The 15,636-nt window shown below is 44.1% G+C and carries 11 protein-coding genes, 1 other RNA gene and 2 pseudogenes; 6 read left to right on the top strand and 8 right to left on the bottom strand.

From position 1 onward, the window contains the following. Nucleotides 1-820: pseudogene (locus tag Q4Q57_RS21615) on the bottom strand (IS3 family transposase); the annotation flags it as partial. 239 nt (nt 821-1,059) lie between these two features. Here Q4Q57_RS21615 and Q4Q57_RS21610 point away from each other — a divergent pair. Together Q4Q57_RS21610 and ffs are read left to right on the top strand one after the other, a co-directional pair. After that, nucleotides 1,060-1,428 (top strand): ComEA family DNA-binding protein, encoded by a 369-nt coding sequence (locus Q4Q57_RS21610; protein WP_311891986.1) that lies wholly within the window; start codon nt 1,060-1,062, stop codon nt 1,426-1,428. 294 nt (nt 1,429-1,722) lie between these two features. Next, an RNA gene (gene ffs / locus Q4Q57_RS21605) (signal recognition particle sRNA small type) lies at nt 1,723-1,820 on the top strand. A 224-nt stretch (nt 1,821-2,044) separates the two neighbouring features. Here ffs and Q4Q57_RS21600 read toward each other — a convergent pair. Genes Q4Q57_RS21600 through dinG form a run of 6 tightly spaced genes read right to left on the bottom strand, consistent with a single transcriptional unit; the run spans nt 2,045 to nt 7,545 of the window. After that, nucleotides 2,045-2,335: a late competence development ComFB family protein gene (locus tag Q4Q57_RS21600; protein WP_028760452.1), complete on the bottom strand. Its 291-nt coding sequence runs from the start codon at nt 2,333-2,335 to the stop codon at nt 2,045-2,047. 33 nt (nt 2,336-2,368) lie between these two features. Beyond that, on the bottom strand, nt 2,369-3,277 hold the full coding sequence (locus Q4Q57_RS21595; protein WP_311891985.1) for a histone deacetylase: 909 nt from the start codon (nt 3,275-3,277) through the stop codon (nt 2,369-2,371). Between the two features lie 29 nt (nt 3,278-3,306). Continuing rightward, on the bottom strand, nt 3,307-4,020 hold the full coding sequence (locus tag Q4Q57_RS21590) for a DUF2057 domain-containing protein (protein WP_311891984.1): 714 nt from the start codon (nt 4,018-4,020) through the stop codon (nt 3,307-3,309). A gap of 10 nt (nt 4,021-4,030) precedes the next feature. Next, entirely contained in the window at nt 4,031-4,699 is a 669-nt protein-coding gene (locus Q4Q57_RS21585; protein ID WP_409438207.1) for a primosomal replication protein, read from the bottom strand. Next, nucleotides 4,690-5,463 carry a TSUP family transporter gene (locus tag Q4Q57_RS21580; RefSeq protein ID WP_311891982.1) on the bottom strand — a complete coding sequence of 258 codons (774 nt, stop codon included), beginning with the start codon at nt 5,461-5,463 and terminating at the stop codon, nt 4,690-4,692. The genes Q4Q57_RS21585 and Q4Q57_RS21580 overlap by 10 nt, the downstream gene beginning before the upstream one ends. Before the next feature lie 9 nt (nt 5,464-5,472). Further along, entirely contained in the window at nt 5,473-7,545 is a 2,073-nt protein-coding gene (gene dinG / locus Q4Q57_RS21575) for an ATP-dependent DNA helicase DinG (RefSeq protein ID WP_311891981.1), read from the bottom strand. Between the two features lie 137 nt (nt 7,546-7,682). Here dinG and Q4Q57_RS21570 point away from each other — a divergent pair, with 137 nt between their 5' ends. From Q4Q57_RS21570 to Q4Q57_RS21560, 3 genes are all read left to right on the top strand, one after another. Continuing rightward, nucleotides 7,683-10,130: a DNA polymerase II gene (locus Q4Q57_RS21570; protein WP_311891980.1), complete on the top strand. Its 2,448-nt coding sequence runs from the start codon at nt 7,683-7,685 to the stop codon at nt 10,128-10,130. Nucleotides 10,131-10,352: 222 nt separating this feature from the next. Then, entirely contained in the window at nt 10,353-11,564 is a 1,212-nt protein-coding gene (locus tag Q4Q57_RS21565) for a porin (RefSeq protein WP_261274074.1), read from the top strand. 442 nt (nt 11,565-12,006) lie between these two features. Further along, entirely contained in the window at nt 12,007-14,886 is a 2,880-nt protein-coding gene (locus tag Q4Q57_RS21560) for a TonB-dependent receptor domain-containing protein (protein WP_311891979.1), read from the top strand. Between the two features lie 103 nt (nt 14,887-14,989). Here Q4Q57_RS21560 and Q4Q57_RS21555 read toward each other — a convergent pair. Beyond that, nucleotides 14,990-15,400 (bottom strand): annotated as a pseudogene (locus Q4Q57_RS21555) (transposase); the annotation flags it as partial. A gap of 123 nt (nt 15,401-15,523) precedes the next feature. Between Q4Q57_RS21555 and Q4Q57_RS21550 the strand changes: the two are divergent. Continuing rightward, nucleotides 15,524-15,636 (top strand): transposase (locus Q4Q57_RS21550; RefSeq protein ID WP_311891987.1); only part of this gene is annotated, 113 nt, incomplete at its 3' end.

The following is a 15,636-nucleotide window of genomic DNA, read 5'->3' as shown; positions in this document are numbered from 1 at the left end:
GAACTCGCATCGGTAACCAGTGACAGGTAGTGCACACCTTGGTCTGACTCAAGATAGGTGATATCGCTGACCAGTACATGCCCTGCATCATGCAGTCCTTCCTCTTTCAGCAAATTAGGATGCTTCTTCATCCAGTGTTTGCTGAACGTGGTTTTTGTGTAGCTTTTCTTCGGTTTAACTAGCAAACCTTCACTTCTCAAATAGGTAAAGAACCCATCTCGCCCAAGTTTAATATCGTGCTCAACCAGCCTGGATTTTATCAACGTGTAGAGCTTACGGGCCCCTAACCTTGGCATATATTTACGCCAGTACTGGACCCAGTCTTTGATGACCGATAGCTCAGCTCTACGACTTTCCATTCGAGCAACTGCCTGATAAATACCTTGCCTCGACATACCCGCAGCACGACATGCGGCTGCGAGGTTTATTTCTCCGTTGCCTTTTGCTTGCCAGACGTACCGGATAAGTACTTTTTTCTGAGGCCAGCTCCATATTCATTGTCCATGATATCAACCATGCCATTGAGGATTTTGTTACGCAGTTTCTCTTCTGCTAACTCACGTTCAAGGCGCTTGATCGTTTCGGCAGGGGTTTCTTTTGACTTAGGCATAAGGGGATGCTGAAAAGGTTTCGACCAATCGAGTCTACCATGTTTTCTAAGCCAAACGAGTACCGTTGAACGGCCTTGAATGCCAAAACGGGCTTGGGCTTGTTTGTACGTCATTTCGCCTTTTTCAACACGCTCTACAACGCCTAATTTAAAGGCTAAGGTGTAATCTCGTTGTGTGCGCTTACGGTTTGAGTTAATTGATGTTGTCATAAAGAAGTCCTCTTTATGTCAACGTATTTCAGGACGGGACATTTGAATGATAAAAGGGATGCGATTTAGTATCCCTTTTTCTATGGTTAGGTCTAGGTTTATCGGCTTAAGAGATGAAGTTTAGCTAGGGTGAATATTTGTGGCGCCGATTTGGTATTTCATAACAGCATGGACTATTTTTGATTTGAGGCCACGGAAGTAGGAAGAGAGGCCGCAATTCATGGAATAGAGGAAGAGTTATGAACATCACCAAATGTATACCCGCTATTATGAGCGGCATGGCATTAACGGCTTTTTTGGCAATGCCAGCAATCGCCGCAGACACCCCGACTAAAGCCGCCGCTAAAATGCAGACTCAGGCTAAAACCGAGGCGAGCGATATGGCATCGGATGCGAAGAAAGCTATGCCGGATGCTGCTCAAGTCAACATCAATACGGCTTCAGCCGAGCAGTTACAAGTGCTAAAAGGGATAGGTGCCGCTAAGGCGCAAGCGATTGTCGATTACCGAACCAAAAATGGTAAGTTCAATGCAATTGATGATTTAGCCAATGTCTCGGGTGTTGGGGCTAAGTTGATTGAGCAGAATCGTCATTTGATTAAGTTGTAATTATCTCAGGCGATGATTGAGCGTCATTATGTATTGAGTTTTACTCTTGTTGGATTTTCTTTATACCAAGTTTGACACAGTGAAACTCAGGGAAATGTCTATAAAAGTCTGCATTTGCAGGCTTTTATCATTTCAACCACTTCACTTGCTTATAGATTGTGCAGTTAGGCGGGATATTAAGAGATCTTGTCGATTAGCGCTTGATCCCATAGGAGGCATGGGGGATAATCCTCGGCGTTCAAGCAAGCACTTTGGTTTATATCTTTCAAAGCAATGCTCGAAGTTATGGTGACCCTAGGGTCCCCCCGCAATGATAACTTGTGAACTCGGCCAGGCCCGGAAGGGAGCAACCGCAGCAAGCGACTCGTGTGCCGGGGTGTCGGCTCTAGGGGAACCTCCAATTCGATTATCCCCTCTGTTTTATCCCTTTACTTATTTATTCAGTTTCTATTCTAATCAATTTGTCCAATTCAACATCCTAACGAACTGACTATTTCTGTTTTCTTCCTTTGATCCTTTCTAGCGTGAATACTTTACGCAATACGATAATCCATTGTTTGTCTCTTTCCTGCCACTGCACTGGCTACAATCTCTCATCAGTCAGCCTTTTGCGAGATTAACGATTGGCTTCGGCTTCTTCCTGTAATCTTTTTTGCAGATTTTGTTTAAGGAATGCGCGGGACTTTTCGAGTGCGGTCTGGATCTCACGCTTTAATTCTTGCAGCTCGTTATAGTCTTCAAAGAAGTAGGTATCGACGAGGTGGCGTATGTAGCGCACAGGCAGTTGATTTAAGGTCACACAACATAAGTCGGCGAGATAGTCTTCAGGAAGCTCGTCCATAAGTCCTTCATCTGACAATATTTCCATTAAAAGAACTTCGTAGTAATTACGGATTTCGAGTTGCATCGTTATGCTCCATGACGGTTTTCATTGAGTTTGCTACCACAAATGGTTTGCCGCAATAAAAAGTTGGCTGTGTCTTTGGCTTAATTGTAGTGCGTCTCTGCTGTAGCCGCCGCCTATCACGGCAGCAATTGGAATATTTTCCGATTTTGCCATTGATAACACAGTTAAATCCCGTCTGAACAGCCCTTCTTGACTGATATTGAGCAAGCCGAGATCATCATTTTGATGGATATCGACCCCAGCATCATAAAGAATGAGATCTGGCTGATGGATGCGGATGAGTAGGGCGAGTGTTTGCTCCACGGTTTCGAGATACAGATTGTCATCGCTGCCTTTGGTTAGCTCAATATCATGGTGGGAATGCTGCTTACGACTCGGGAAGTTTTCTTTGCAGTGAATCGAGCAACTTATGATCCCTTGATGTCGCTGGCTGAGTGTTGCACTACCGTCACCTTGATGCACATCGCAATCAAAAATCAGTACCTTGTGCACTTGCTGGCTCGCGATTGCATTTCTGGCCGCGAGGATAAGGTCGTTGAAAATACAATAGCCACTGCCAAAATCGTAATGGGCGTGATGATAGCCACCCGTTAGGTGCAGGCCAATACCCTGAGTTATGGCCAATGAAGCTGTGAGAGTGGTGCCTGCCACAGAATGCAAGGTGCGCTCGACTAAGGCTTCACTCCACGGAAAACCAATCCGCCTGAGCGCCGCTGTTGGCAACGTGCCCGCGATAAACTGCTCTACGTATTCGCGTTGATGTACTTGCATTACATCTTGCGCTGTCATCGCCGTTGGCGTGTGGAACTGGGCTGGTGTGGCAAGCTGATTCTCGAGTAAGTACTGCCGTAGATGCGCGTACTTGGTCGTGGGGAATCTGTGGTGAGGAGGAAGCGCCAGCTTGGAATAGCTGGCGTGATAAACCAGTGGGATCAGAGTCAATATTGACTAAACCTCGTTATCTCAAGTCGTTATAGCTGTGAAATTGCCCAGCTCATAAATTCTTTACGCGTTTTCTCATCCGCTTGTAGCCACCAGTATTGCAACATTTGTTGTGGATTAGCGGCTGTTGCTTTAGAGGTGTCTACGGGGGCAGTGAGTGAAGTCGCGCTAACGGTCGCCGATGTTGCCACGGGTGCTGGTGCAACGGCTACTACTGCGCCTGCAGCACCGGCTACTACTGCGCCTGCAGCACCGGTTGCTGCTGCGGCAGTTCCCGATACGTCAACAGCTTGATTACCACTGAAAAGGCGAGAGACAAAGCTTTCTTCTTCTAAATTGGTATTCACCACTTGGAAATTGACGTTGCCTTTGTCGCTACGGGTCAATTTGATTTGTGGGTTTTGCGCGTAAACTTTTGGCTTTTTGACGACTTTGCCTTCGGCGGCTTGGAGGTAATATTGATAGTCGCCATCAACGTCTAAGGTCACGATGAAAGGGGCTGATTTAACAAAGGTTTGGCTATCGCTAAAATCGTCTTCTACCATCTCATGGTAACGAATGGCGATTTTATGCGTGCCAGGTGTCAATTCTAAGCTGCTTTTATGATTGAACACGCTAGACTCGACTTTTTTACCATCGAGTGCAAGGTACTCAAATGACATCGGAATGTTGAGATCTGCGGCGAAGGCTGAAGCAGAACCGAGTAATACTAGCAGGCTGCTGATTGGCAAAAGTGATTTCAATTGTTACTCCTTAACGATTATTACTCTGATACGGACGTTCGAATATTTGAATGCGATCTTCTATATAACTAATAGCTTGCCTGCATTTTCCTAGACGACGATGCATCAAAAGGATGTCATTTTGCAATTTTATTTTGTCAGCACTATGACAGTTTTCAAGTTTTGATTCCATTTCTTCAATTTTTTGTTCAAATTTTTTCGCCCAATTTAGGTGTTTGTTCAATTCTTCATAGATCTCGTGACTATTTTGCATCACGTTATTGGCGATCCAATCGAAACCGCTGGCTTGGTGAGACTGATTCTGACGCTCGGCAAAACGGGCGCGACTACTGGCACGCTGTTGAGTTTTAGACTTAATGTCGATAGAAGTCGTTAGCAAGGCCCGTTTGACGGCGGTGAATCTGTCTTGGATCCGCTCGCAGCTGAGGACAATCGTCTGGGGGGCGAGTTTGAGCTTAATTTGTTTTTCGAGCTGTATAATGCTGCTACGAATTTGTTCAATACAGGGGCCGAGTTGGGCGCCGTGTTGGACAAACAGCGAGTGATTAAAGCGCTCCGTTTCTTGCAGGAGTTTGCGCTGCGGCGGCGCGAGTCGATTATCGTGCTGCAGTACTTCTTGCTCTAGCGCTTTGAGCTGATTTTTCAGCATCACCAGTAATTGTTGGGTGTTCACAACCATGCGCTCCATGCCAAATTCGCTGCAATCATTAGCACGATCAAAATAAACAGTGGACGAATAAAGGGCATGCCAAATTTAATCGCGCAGCGGGCGCCGATAAATGAGCCTAACATCATGCACAATCCCATCCACAAACCTATTTGCCACTCTACCTGTCCAAGCCAGCCAAAGATAGTCAATGCGGTCAAGTTGCTGGTAAAGGTCATTGCGCGGGCGAGGCCGCAACTGTGTAGTAGAGGCAGCTTGTATAAAGAGCCGGATGTGACAGTCCAAAATGCGCCTATGCCTGGGCCGGCAAAACCATCATAAGTGCCTAAAGCGAGTCCCTGTAGCCATTGTTGCTTGGCAGGTGGTTTGCTGCTTGGGGCTTGGCAGTTAACGTCCGATATCGCATTGGGGCTGACTAAACTGTAAATGGCAATGCCAATGATCAGCAGCGGCAGGGCTTTTTCGAGCCATTGGGTATCGACTAAATAGACTAAGAAACTGCCCAATACGGCACCAATAAAGGTGGCAATAAAGGCCATGTACCAAAACGAGGGTTTAAAAAGGTGCTGACGATAATAGGTCCAAGCCGCCATTGAAGAGCCAAAACTGGCGGCTAACTTATTGGTACCTAGTACTGTGTGCGGTGCAATGCCTAAGGTTAACAGTGCGGGGATCGACAATAGGCCACCGCCGCCAACAACAGCATCGATGAACCCAGCGATAAGACCTATAACTGCCAACAGGGCCCAATGACTGGGCTCGAGTAACAATTCCAAATTTTAATCCTACTCTATGACACGTCTAAAGGGCGGTAAGGCGTCCAGCAAGGACTTGCCATAGCGTTTAGTAACTAACCGCCTATCTAAAATGGTGACTCGGCCATAATCTTGCTCTTTACGCAGTAATCTACCACAACTTTGAATAAGCTTACGTGAAGCATCTGGGATAGTCAGTTGTAAGAAGGGATTGCCGCCTTTGACTTTGACATATTCCGCATGGGCTTGTTCAACGGGTGAGGTTGGCACCGCAAAGGGCAGTTTAGTGACGATCAAGTTCGTCAGATAATCGCCGGGTAAGTCGAGGCCTTCGGAGAAACTGCCGGTGCCGAACAATATGCTCGGTTCGCCTTTATCGCACTTAGCTTTATGATTCTCTAACAACTGTTGCCGTGGCGCATTGCCTTGAATAAGCAGCTCTGTGGTGAGTTTACCTTCAAGTAATTCAACTACTTTTTCCATCTGCCAGTAGGAGGCGAATAACACTAAGGTGGCCATTTCTCCTTCAATCAGAGTAATGATTTGCTCGGCAAGTTCTGCCGTATAGGCATCGTCCGTCGGCTCAGTGCGCATTTTTGGTAAATAAAGTGTCGCATTATTGGGGTAATCGAAGGGCGATTGTAAGGCTAAATAACGGCTGCCATCGTTGAGTGACAAACCGACTTGATGCACAAAATGGTCGAAGTTATTGAGTGCTCGCAGTGTGGCGCTGCATAAGACTACCCCCGCAGCTTTTTGCCACAGCATGGATTCCAGCATAAAGCCGACTTCGATAGGCGAGGCGCTAAACAGATAATCCACTTGTTTACCTGTAATGAGCTCCACCCAGCGCGCCATAGGCGCACCTTTATGTTTATCTTCCTTGGCCATCATCCTCCACAATTTTTGTAGATTTTCGAGCCTTTGCAGCATAAAACCGGTTTCGGCTAACAGTGCTTCGGATTGATGTTTAGGAATGTCGCCATCTTTAATCGCTTCTGCTAGCAGTGACAGCATTTTATTAAACTGTTTGAGGGCAAGATTAGAGGTCACTGCAAGGTTTTCAGCCAGAATGAGTAATGAGTCCGGCAGTTTGCCGTGCTCAAAACGCAGACGGTTTTCAGGATTAGCAAAGTGCTTAGTTTGGGTGTCGCAATAGTGGGCCACTTGATTGAGCTGACTGATAAGATCGCCTAAATGATCTTGCATTGCCTGCGCGGGGGCGATGATATTGTTGCTCTTTATTTGGTTTTGTAACTTAGCGCAGGTTTTAGCAATTTTTTCGAGCCAGTCGCATGCGCCCCTCAGCGTGGCCTGAGCACTGGAGAAATCCCGCGCCACAATCGGTAAGTGATGTGCCTCATCGATAACATAAAACACGTCTTCGGGATCGGGCAATATGACGCCGCCGCCGAGCTCTAAGTCGGCGAATAACAAGCTGTGGTTGGCGATAAGTACGTCCCAAGTATCGACATCTTCGCGGGCTTTATGGAACGGGCAATTTCTGTGGCTGGCGACTTGACGATGACAGCTGTGTTTGTCGCAGGCGATTTGTTGCCACAGGTGATCGGGCAGCGGTACGACTAAGGTATCGATTTCGCCATTCCAGCGACCTTCGTTATAGTCTTTTAACAGGCCATGCATCATAGCTACTTGGCTGTTGTCAGGCTTAGTTTGCCACATGGCCATTTGTGTACTGTTGTCGTCACCGATGAGCATCGCCAGTTTCGATAGACACACATAACGTTGTCGACCTTTGACTAAGCCAAAGCGGAAATTTAAGCCAGATTGCTCAAGGAAGAAGGGCAAGTCTTTATGCAGTAACTGTTCTTGCAGGGCGACGGTCGCGGTGGCGATACAGACTTTTTTCTTGCTCGCTAATGCCAGTGGAATGGTACCGAGAATATAAGACAATGATTTACCGATACCTGTCCCTGCTTCGACCACGATAATGCGTCTATCTTTGTCATAGTCGCCGGCGAGGGTCTTAGAGATTTCCGCCACCATATAGTTTTGTTCGCGGCGCGGCCTAAAATGAGGCAAGGCGGTAGCGATATCTTTATAGATGGCGCGGATCTGGGTTTTTACATTGTCAGGTAACATGCGTCACTACTTTATCGAATTAATGCTGTACATAATAACAGTGATTGCATAGCCTAAGAAACTTTTCTGCCATTTGGCGGCATTTAAATTGAGGAACAATCTAAATTGACAAGCTATGCGATTTGGGAACCCATGCGATGAAGCCAGAGGCTGCCGCGGCCGTTAGTGTACAAGGTCGAGTCTTAACACGCCATGCGATTCATCGTCATGGGAATTTAGTATTGCAGTATTACCTTGCGACCGCCCAAGGCCCTGTGCTGGTGGAAGTGCAAGGTACTGAACACATTTGTTTTTGTCATCAAACTGATGTCACGGCTTTGCAGTTGCAAACGCCGGGTCAAGCATTGCGGTTTGTGCCGTTAGCGCTCAAAAGCTTTAAAGGCGGCGCAGTCAGTGGAGTTTATGCTAAATCGAGCAACAGCTTACGTACCTTACAGCGCATCGCAAAAGATGCCGACATCCCCTTATTTGAAGCCGATATTCGCCCTGAACAGCGTTATTTAATCGAGCGGTTTGTGGCGCTAGATGTGGCATTTTTAGGGCATTTCTCTGCGACGAGTAACATACACGCGCCGACTAGCGACAGTCTTGTGGCTAACTCACTGCCCGTGTTTATCGCCGAGCGGGCTAAGAGTATTGCCCCTTTAACGGCTGTACATTTGCGCTGTATTTCACTGGATTTTGAATGCAGCTTTGAGGGTTTACTCTATTCGGTTGCGCTATATGGTCAAGACAGTAGCCAAGCCGAGGGGCAAGGCAGCCTCAAGCAGACTTATGAAAAAGTGATCATGGTGGGCGAAGCTGAATCAAACTCCCCCGAATATATGGAATGGGTAGCCGATGAAGCTGCGCTGATCCATCGATTAATCGCGTGGTTCCATGAGTTTGATCCTGACTTTATTATCGGTTGGTCAGTGGTGAGCTTCGATCTCGCGCTACTGTCACGCCGTGCATTATTAAACCGTATTCCGCTCACCATTGGCCGCGGCGGTGCTAAGCTCGATTGGAAAGTTGACAATAAGTTTCGCCCAGAAACCTTAGTTTTACCGGGCCGTGTGGTACTCGATGGTATCGATTGGCTTAAAGCCGCTTTTTATCACTTTGAGCGTTTCTCGCTTGAATTTGTGTCGCGACAATTATTAGGTGAAGGCAAGGCCATTCATAACGTCGATAATCGCGTTGAAGAAATTGACCTGCTGTTTAAGACCGATAAACAAGCCTTAGCCCATTACAATCTTACCGATAGCCGCCTAGTGTGGGATATTTTTACTCACACTCAATTGTGGGATTTTGCCCTCGCGCGTGCCGAACTGACAGGTTTAGAACTTGGGCGAGTAGGGGCTTCGGTGGCGGCGTTTAATCATTTGTATTTACCGCATTTACATCGAGCGGGTTATGTCGCTCCAGCAGAGCCTGCCAGTGATGGCATTGAAAGTCCTGGCGGATATGTGATGGATTCTGTGCCGGGTCTGTATAAACACGTCTTAGTGTTCGATTTTAAAAGTCTGTATCCCTCCATTATTCGCACCTTTTTGATCGATCCTAAGGGATTGATTGAAGGCTTGCAGTTGCCGGAGTCTGAATGTGTTGCGGGGTTTCTCGGCGGCCGTTTCAGTCGGCAACAGCCTATTTTACCTAAGCTAATTCAAACCTTATCTGAGCAGCGCGAAAAGGCCAAGCGTGAGCACAATGCGCCGTTATCCCAAGCGATAAAAATTATCATGAACTCGTTGTATGGGGTTTTAGGCTCTCAAGGCTGCGTGTTTCATGATGCCAAGTTGGCAAGTTCGATCACGATGCGTGGCCATCAAATCATGAAACAAACCCGTGCATGGATAGAAGAGATGGGCTATCAAGTGATTTATGGCGATACGGATTCGACCTTTGTCTGGCTTGGCAGCGAGCCTGATCTCTCAGACATTAACGCCTTGGGTAACAGTCTGGCGCAAGATATCAATGCGAAGTGGCAGGCTAAGATCTGTGCTGATCACCAAGTTGAGAGTTTTCTCGAGTTACAGTTTGAGCGGCATTACGAGCAGTTCTTTATGCCAACTTTAAGAGGCTCATTAGAAGGCAGTAAAAAACGTTATGTTGGCGCGTGGCGCAATGCGAACGATGAACTTGAGCTCACCTTTAAAGGTATGGAACAAGTGCGCAGTGATTGGAGCCCCTTAGCGCGCAAAGTCCAAGAGTCACTCTATGAGCGAATGTTTAACCAAAGGGATATCAGTGTTTATTTAGCCAGCGTGTTTGAAAAACTGCTTGATGGTCAGTTGGATAATGATTTGGTATTTCGTAAACGTATGCGGCGCAATATCGAAGATTACACGGCTAAATCTTCACCACATGTTAAAGTTGCCCAGCAACTATGCGACATAACAGGTGACACCACTTTTGGCAAGCGTGGGGCGCAAATTGATTACCTGATTACTGTAAATGGACCGGAACCCTTACTGTACAGAACGTCACCAATTGATTACCAATACTACATTGATAAGCAAATTGGCCCTATTGCAGAGCCGGTATTTTCGATAATGAAATTAAACTACATGGATATTGCGTCAAAGCAGTTGCTGTTAATATAGTGTTTTTAATGTTTTTTATGTGTTGCCATAAGTGGCGAATGTAGCGTTTTAACCTGTTTTGTAGAGGTTAACTGGTTTGTTTTTGTGATGTTAATCGACATATTCTTTAGGTTTCGCTTTGAGGGGATATTGAAAATTTGCTACCCTTTAAGTGGAAATTGTAAGGAAATATAACAACGGAATGACGTTGACAGAACATAAACAAAAAAGGTTAAGCACCAAATGAACAAGACGTTAGTAGCAACTGCGCTTGCAGCAATGTTTTTAGTACCATCAGTCTCGGCTATCGAGATCTATAAAGATAATAAAAATGCCGTAGAAATCGGTGGTTTTATTGATGCACGCGTGATCAACACTCAAGGGGAAACAGAGGTTGTTAACGGCGCATCTCGCATTAATTTTGGTTTTAATCGTGAGTTGACTGACGGTTGGAAAGCCTTTGCTAAATTAGAGTGGGGTGTAAACCCAGTTGGTAATAGCGATATTGTCTATAACAATCGCTTCGAATCTGTTCAAGAAGAGTTCTTCTATAACCGTTTAGGTTACGCAGGTCTGTCCCACGACACTTATGGAACACTGACTATCGGTAAGCAGTGGGGTGCTTGGTACGATGTCGTTTACAACACTAACTACGGTTTTGTGTGGGACGGCAACACTGCAGGTGTTTACACTTATAACAAAGATGACGGCGCGGTAAACGGTGTGGGTCGTGGTGATAAAACGGTCCAGTATCGCAATGCCTTTGGCGATGTTAGCTTCGCAGTTCAAGCGCAGTTAAAAAACAGCAGCTTCTATACCTGTGATACTACGGATGATATCAGCCAAGCTCAGTGTCAAGCGAACTGGGAAAGCGGTGATAAAGCGGCTCAACAAGTTGAGTACAACTACACCTATGGTGGCGCGCTGACTTATAAAGCCACTGATATGTTGACGTTAACTGCGGGTGTAAACCGTGGTGAGTTTGATGTGAGTTTTGGTAACGGCGAACAAACTACAGCGGTTGATCTTATCTACGGTGCTGGTATCACTTGGGGTAACTTCGATAACGATGGTTTATATGCCGCAGCGAACTTCAACAGACAAGAAAACCATGACACTGACAATATTGGTCGTTTGATCAAAGATGCCTATGGTATTGAAAGTTTAGTTTCTTACAAGTTTGACAATGGCCTGCGTCCATTCATTTCTTACAACGTGCTTGATGCGGGTAAAGACTATGTCATCCAGCCTAACTTCAATGCCGATCCAAACGATGAATTTAAACGTCAGTTTGTCGTGGTCGGATTGCATTTTGTATGGGATCCAAACACAGTTCTGTACATAGAAGCACGTAAAGATTACAGCGATTTCACCAGCGCAGATAAAGATCAAGAAGCCAGAATGGCACTTTCTGAATCTGATGGCGTAGCAATCGGTATCCGTTACACGCTTTAAGTTCTTCCTTGTATATTACAAAAGTTTAAGTGTTTAGAATTGTGCCAGTTGTAAGTGTTGCTTCAAAGCCCAAAGTGTAAAACTTTGGGCTTATTCATTAGCAAAGGTATTTAAAATCAATGATACCGTCTTGAATAGTTTAAGTTTTAGCATTTTCTCTCATTACAATCTCACGTCAATTCTGATCTTAGTTGTGCCATCTCCATTCCTATAATCACTTTCTGTATAAATAATCACCACTCTCTCATCCTCATGAATCTTTATTAGAGTAATAATGTGTCATTTGTTTGTTATTTGTTGATTTAGTGTTTTATATGTGATTTTATTGCTCTTGAAGTTGACGTATTGGCAACCAAGGTTGCAGTAAAGCAATTTACGTTATCTATACATAAATGTAGATGCAAAATATAAGAAAAACATGATTTATCAAGGGAGATAGACAATGTACAAGAACAATTTATTATCTAGCTCAGTGCGTTACGCTCTGCTTGGCGGTTTAGCGGCTGCGACATTAAATGCTCCTACAGTTTTGGCAGCTGAGGATGGAGCAAAAGTTGAGCGTATTGAGGTTACAGGTTCACGTTTAAAACGAACAGATATGGAAAATGCGACGCCAGTAACGACTATTACTTCCGAGCAATTAACCAGCTTAGGTATTCAGGATGTTGGTGAATTTTTGCAATCTAGTTCCGTTATGTCCGGTTCTCCAGTCGCTACTACTACAAATAACGGGGGAGATGGTAGCGCTTTTGTTGAACTAAGAGGTTTAGGATCATCACGTACCTTATTGCTAGTAAATGGACGCCGTCCGGTTTCTAATGATATGCAGAATATTCCTGCGTCTATGATTGAGCGTGTTGAAATTTTAAAAGATGGAGCTTCGGCAACCTATGGTGCTGATGCTGTTGCGGGTGTAGTCAACATTATTACTAAACGTAATTTCGATGGGCTAGAGTTCACTGCTCAAACAAAGCAAAACTTTGATGTTGATGCTGGTGAGCAAACAAGTTTCAGTTTAATTGCTGGGAAAAAGTTTGATACTGGGCACTTAGTATTTAACGTTGACTATGTCAAACAGAAAGAAATTTATCAGGGTGATGTAACTGATGTTGATTTTTTTCAGCATCCATGGAACGTTGAGGATCCTGATAGTTTCCAAGCTAATGGTTTGATTCCTCCAGGACAAGATGGTGCAAACGCCTTCGATGCTGGTAGTTCTATTATTCCATGCGGTAATTTCTTTTTATTCGGGAAACCAGGTTCATATACGAATGGAAAATGTCGTGACAATGGTGATCAATCAGCCAGTGATCTAGCGACACTAAACGATATGAGACGCTATGATGGTTCTAAAGATACTTACAACTATAATCCTGTTAACTACCTTCAAACTCCATATGAAAAATTAAACTTTTATATTGATGGTAGTTTTGAACTTAATGATAATGTAACCATTTATTCAGAAACTCGCATTAATAAGCGTGAATCAAGACAAGAGTTAGCTGCAGTTCCATATAATACGGGTACAGATCCAGGTTTTACTGTAATTGATCCTGTAACAGGGTTTTCTTACAATGGAGTATCGAAAGATAACTATTACAATCCTTTTGGTGAGGATGTAAAACAAGCTCGTCGTCGTATGCTTGAAGGTGGTCGCTCATTTGAACAAGATATTCTTCGTGCACAACAAGTAATTGGTGCTGATATTACACTGAATGACGTGTGGTCATTAGATGTTAACTATAACTATGGCTATTCACAACGAACAGATAATGATTTTGGTCAATTATACGGCCCTAATTTAGCAAAAGCTTTGGGACCATCATTTAAGGATGCAGATGGTAATGTTGTATGCGGTACTGCTGGCAATGTCATTAACGGTTGTGTACCACTAAATTTATTTGGTGGTGCAGGTAGTATTACGTCTGATATGCTTGATTATATAACAGCTCCACTAGTCGACTCTTCAAATTATAAATTAGAAACCTTTACAGCGTTTTTAGGCGGAGAGTTATTTGATTTACCAGCTGGATCTGTAAGTGCCGGTTTTGGTTATGAATATCGTGGTGAAAAAGCTGAAGCCAACGTAGACTCTGGCAAATTTATGAGTCAGGTTTCAGGGAATAAATCTAAAGGAACAAATGGTTCGTTCTATGTTAACTCATTATTTGCAGAATTTCGTATTCCTGTTGTCGAAGGATTACCTGGCGTAGAGCGCTTAGAAATTCCTGTAGGAATTCGTTATGATAATTTTGATACCTTTGGCGGTTCAACAACATATCAAACTGGTCTTGAGTGGACTATATTTGATGGTCTGTTAGCCCGCTCCACATATGGAACAGTATTCAGAGCGCCAGATATTGGTGAATTATATGGACCAGCTAATGATTCATTTGCATCAGCTACTGATCCATGTCGTACATCTAATTGGGCTGATCTAAGTGCAGAATCTCAAGCTAGATGTGTTGCAGATGGAGTACCATCTGGTGGAGTTGATAATGACCAGTCGCAACAGTTGGCTAAGGTTGGTGGTAATCCTGATTTGAAGCCTGAGGAAGGTGATACTTTAACTGTAGGAGTTGCTTATTCTCCTGACTTTATTGAAGGATTAGGTTTAACTTTAGATTACTGGGCTGTTGATATAGATAACGTTATCACCTCTATTGACCCTTCAGATTCTATTGATGGTTGTTATTTAGGCAACTTAGATGAAATGTGTAATAGCGTCAATCGTGGGCCTGATGGTAATCTTTCATATGTTGATGGACGAAATATTAACCTAGCACGAATGACTGCGAAAGGGGTTGATTTTGAAGCTGATTATGGTTTTGAAACATCTATAGGTGATTTTAAACTTAATTTTGTTTGGACTCATTTCTTAGAGCGTGGCGAAAATTCATTTGTAGCGACTGAACAGGCTGATGGTAGTTTTGCTTATGAGTATGCTTTTGGTGATGTTGCCGGTACATTTGTAAACGATACTTCTTATGCTGAAGATAAGTGGAATTTCAGTGCTAATTATAAATGGGAAGACTTAAGTGTAACTTATCGTACTAATTATATTTCAAGCATGACATATGACACATTAACTTACGTTGATGTTGTTGGTAAAGGATATGAGTTTGAGGTTCCGAGTGTTATGTATCACGATGTTACAGCTAGTTACGTTTTACCAACTAACACCACATTGTCCGTAGGTGTAACTAACATTACTAACGAAAAACCTCCATATATTGAAACGGCTTTCAATGGTAATACTGATGAAAGTACATATCGATTATTTGGTCGTAGTTGGTTCTTAAGTGTCAACCAAAAGTTTTAAGAGTTAGCACTGTCTATTCCTGAAATAAGTTGACACTTATTTCTACCTAAAACGCCTGATGAAGCTCATCGGGCGTTTTGTATTTTAAGGCCAAATGGGGCCGTCATTGATTATATATGGCGACAGCTTCTGCCACCATCTGTCACGCCTCCTGCAGCGTTATTAGCTTATGTGTTATTCAATATGCCATTTACTCGCTCTGCTAACGCATTTTGATAGCAGTCCTATCCGTCTGCCATTGAGCATGTCACGCAATGATGACTGTGAACCGCTTGATAAGCGTTTAAGCAGTATTGTATTCCTCGATCTGAGTGGTGTATCAGCGGTTTATCTTGCAGCAGCCTTTGTGCTTGTTTGTACGCTGTTAGCAACTATCTTTTTTGAAATTATCATCAACATGATAGCCCACGATTTTTCGTGACTAGGCATCGGTTAGCAAGCTTAAATAGACTTCATGATTTTGCTGTGGCAGATAGGTAATATCAGCCATCCAGACCGGTATAGGTCGCAAAATACTCTGTAGAAAGGATTGTTCTAAAGTCTAGGCGTAAGTAAAGATTACCTGCTTGATGTTCTGGTCTAATCCCATCGGACAGTTAATTTTGAGACAGTATGGTCAATAAATTAAGAGGTCGATATGAGTCTGAAGAAATCACATAAGAGTTATCACCAGGCATTTAAAGATGAAGCTGTCTTGATGGTGCTAGAACAAGGTTATAGCGTTGCCGATGCGGCAAAGTCTCTTGGAGT

This window comes from Shewanella sp. SP2S2-6, assembly GCF_031931965.1.
Classification (GTDB): domain Bacteria; phylum Pseudomonadota; class Gammaproteobacteria; order Enterobacterales; family Shewanellaceae; genus Shewanella; species Shewanella baltica.
Note: the sequence above shows the minus strand (reverse complement) of the source record. Positions and strands in the feature narration are given on the sequence as shown.

Bases quoted from the DNA above. Each gene is read 5' to 3' on its own strand.
- Q4Q57_RS21570 (WP_311891980.1), top strand. From the start codon at position 7,683: ATGAAGCCAGAGGCTGCCGCGGCCGTTAGTGTACAAGGTCGAGTCTTA.
- Q4Q57_RS21610 (WP_311891986.1), top strand. From the start codon at position 1,060: ATGAACATCACCAAATGTATACCCGCTATTATGAGCGGCATGGCATTA.
- dinG (WP_311891981.1), bottom strand. From the start codon at position 7,545: ATGTTACCTGACAATGTAAAAACCCAGATCCGCGCCATCTATAAAGAT.
- Q4Q57_RS21560 (WP_311891979.1), top strand. From the start codon at position 12,007: ATGTACAAGAACAATTTATTATCTAGCTCAGTGCGTTACGCTCTGCTT.
- Q4Q57_RS21600 (WP_028760452.1), bottom strand. From the start codon at position 2,335: ATGCAACTCGAAATCCGTAATTACTACGAAGTTCTTTTAATGGAAATA.
- Q4Q57_RS21585 (WP_409438207.1), bottom strand. From the start codon at position 4,699: ATGGTTGTGAACACCCAACAATTACTGGTGATGCTGAAAAATCAGCTC.
- Q4Q57_RS21565 (WP_261274074.1), top strand. From the start codon at position 10,353: ATGAACAAGACGTTAGTAGCAACTGCGCTTGCAGCAATGTTTTTAGTA.